The following is a 2,369-nucleotide window of genomic DNA, read 5'->3' as shown; positions in this document are numbered from 1 at the left end:
CACGGTCGAGGAGGAGGCCATGGGAGCAGTGCACCAGCCCGCCGTTTCCCCGGCGTTGCACCGACGTGGCCTGCAGGGGTCGGCCGAAAGTCGTTCCGTAACTATCGGAACACGGTCACTGTCATTGTGGCTGAGTGCACCCTAGGGTGACCGCGATCACCGTCCAGGCAACGCACAGCGAGGTGCCCAGTGACCCCACCGACCGACCGCAAGCTGCTGACCCCGGAGGAGTACCGCCAAGCGCAGGACTCGCCGGAGTTCACCGAGCTGCGCCGCCGGTTCCGCAGCTTCGCCGTCCCCATGACGGTGGCGTTCCTGGCCTGGTACCTGCTCTACGTGCTGCTCTCCACCTACGCGCACGACTTCATGTCCACGCAGGTCTTCGGGAACGTCAACATCGGGATCCTGCTGGGGCTCGGGCAGTTCGTGACCACCTTCCTGATCACCCAGCTCTACGTCCGGCACGCCGGGAGGTCCACCGACCCGATCGCCGACGAGATGCGCCAGCGGCTCGAGGCCCACGAGTTCGCCGGCTCCCGTGAGGAGACCCCCCGTGGCTGAGCTGCTCGCCGCCGACGCCGGCACCATCGGCGAGCCGGCCGTCAACATCTCGATCTTCGGCGCCTTCGTCCTGGTCACCCTGGTGATCACGTTCAAGGCCAGCCGCAACAACAAGAGCGCCGCGGACTTCTACGCCGCCGGGCGCAACATCAGCGGCACCCAGAACGGCCTGGCGATCGCCGGTGACTACCTGTCGGCCGCCTCGTTCCTCGGCATCGCCGGCGCCATCGCCGTCTACGGCTACGACGGCTTCCTGTACTCGATCGGCTTCCTGGTCGCCTGGCTGGTGGCCCTGCTGCTGGTCGCCGAGCTGCTGCGCAACACCGCCCGCTTCACCATGGCCGACGTCCTGGCCTTCCGGATGCGGCAGGGGCCGGTGCGTACCGCGGCCGCGCTCTCCACCCTGGTGGTCAGCCTCTTCTACCTGCTCGCCCAGATGGCCGGCGCCGGTGGCCTGGTCACCCTGCTGCTCGGCGTGACCGGCGAGGCCGCGCAGGCCGCGACCGTCGTCGTCGTCGGCGCGCTGATGATCTTCTACGTGCTCGTCGGCGGCATGCGCGGCACCACGTACGTACAGGTCATCAAGGCCACGCTGCTGATCGCCGGCGCCTTCGTGATGACGGTGTGGGTGCTCGGCAAGTACGGGTTCAACCTGTCCTCGCTGATCGGCGGGGCGATCGAGAACGGCGGCCAGGCGGTCGCCGAGCCCGGCGCCCAGTACGGCCTGACCAACGTGACGAAGCTGGACTTCATCAGCCTGGGCCTGGCGCTGGTGCTGGGCACCGCCGGCCTGCCGCACGTGCTGATGCGCTTCTACACCGTGCCGACGGCCAAGGACGCCCGGCGCTCGGTGGTCGTGGCGATCTGGCTGATCGGCATCTTCTACATCTTCAGCCTGGTGATCGGGTACGGCGCCGGCGCCCTCGTGGGCCGGGAGGAGATCCTGGCCGCCCCGGGTGCGGTCAACGCCGCGGCCCCCCTGCTGGCCTTCGAGCTGGGCGGCACCGCGCTGCTGGGCATCATCTCCGGCGTCGCCTTCGCCACCATCCTGGCCGTCGTCGCCGGCCTGACGATCACCGCGTCGGCGTCCTTCGCGCACGACATCTACGCCTCGGTGGTCAAGAAGGGGAAGGCGTCGCCGGACTCCGAGGTCAAGGTCGCCCGGATCACGTCCATCGTCATCGGTGCCATCTCGATCGGCCTGGGCATCCTGGCGCTGCAGGCGGGCCTGAACATCGCCTTCCTGGTGGCACTGGCGTTCGCGGTGGCGGCGTCGGCCAACCTGCCGACGATCCTCTACACGCTGTTCTGGAAGAACTTCACCACCCAGGGCGCGCTGTGGTCGATCTACGGCGGGCTCATCGCCTGCGTCACGCTGATCCTGTTCTCCCCGGTCGTCTCCGGTGCGCCGGTGAACGAGGCCACCGGGAAGAGCACGTCGCTGATCCAGGACGTCGACTTCTCCTGGTTCCCGCTCAACAACCCGGGCCTGGTCTCCATCCCGCTGTCGTTCTTCCTCGGCTGGCTGGGCACCAAGCTCTCCAAGGAGCGGCCGGACGTCGACAAGTACGCCGAGCTCGAGGTCCGGTCGCTGACCGGCATCGGAGCGGAGAAGGCCGTCCAGCACTGAAGGAGCGGAAGGACCCCGTCCTCCTCGCAAGCTCGCGGTACGGCCCCGCTGCAGGGACCCGCGGCGAGCTTGCGAGTCGTGGGGGCAGCGGGGTCCTTCTTCAGGCGGGAGCGGTGGCGGGTGCGGCGGCGTCCTCGGGGAGCAGGGCGTCGACGGCGGCCGCAGCGACGGGGACGGC

Annotated in this window: 2 protein-coding genes; both read left to right on the top strand. The window is 69.1% G+C overall.

Going from position 1 to position 2,369, the window contains the following annotated elements; translation table 11 throughout:
• Positions 1-189: 189 nt before the first annotated feature.
• Entirely contained in the window at positions 190-561 is a 372-nt protein-coding gene (locus VN520_RS13260; RefSeq protein ID WP_325747091.1) for a DUF485 domain-containing protein, read from the top strand.
• Entirely contained in the window at positions 554-2,191 is a 1,638-nt protein-coding gene (locus VN520_RS13255) for a cation acetate symporter (protein WP_325747090.1), read from the top strand. The genes VN520_RS13260 and VN520_RS13255 overlap by 8 nt, the downstream gene beginning before the upstream one ends.
• Positions 2,192-2,369 lie beyond the last annotated feature (178 nt).

This window comes from Streptomyces sp., assembly GCF_035563135.1.
Taxonomy (GTDB): domain Bacteria; phylum Actinomycetota; class Actinomycetes; order Streptomycetales; family Streptomycetaceae; genus Streptomyces.
This window is presented reverse-complemented; position numbering and strand designations above follow the sequence as displayed.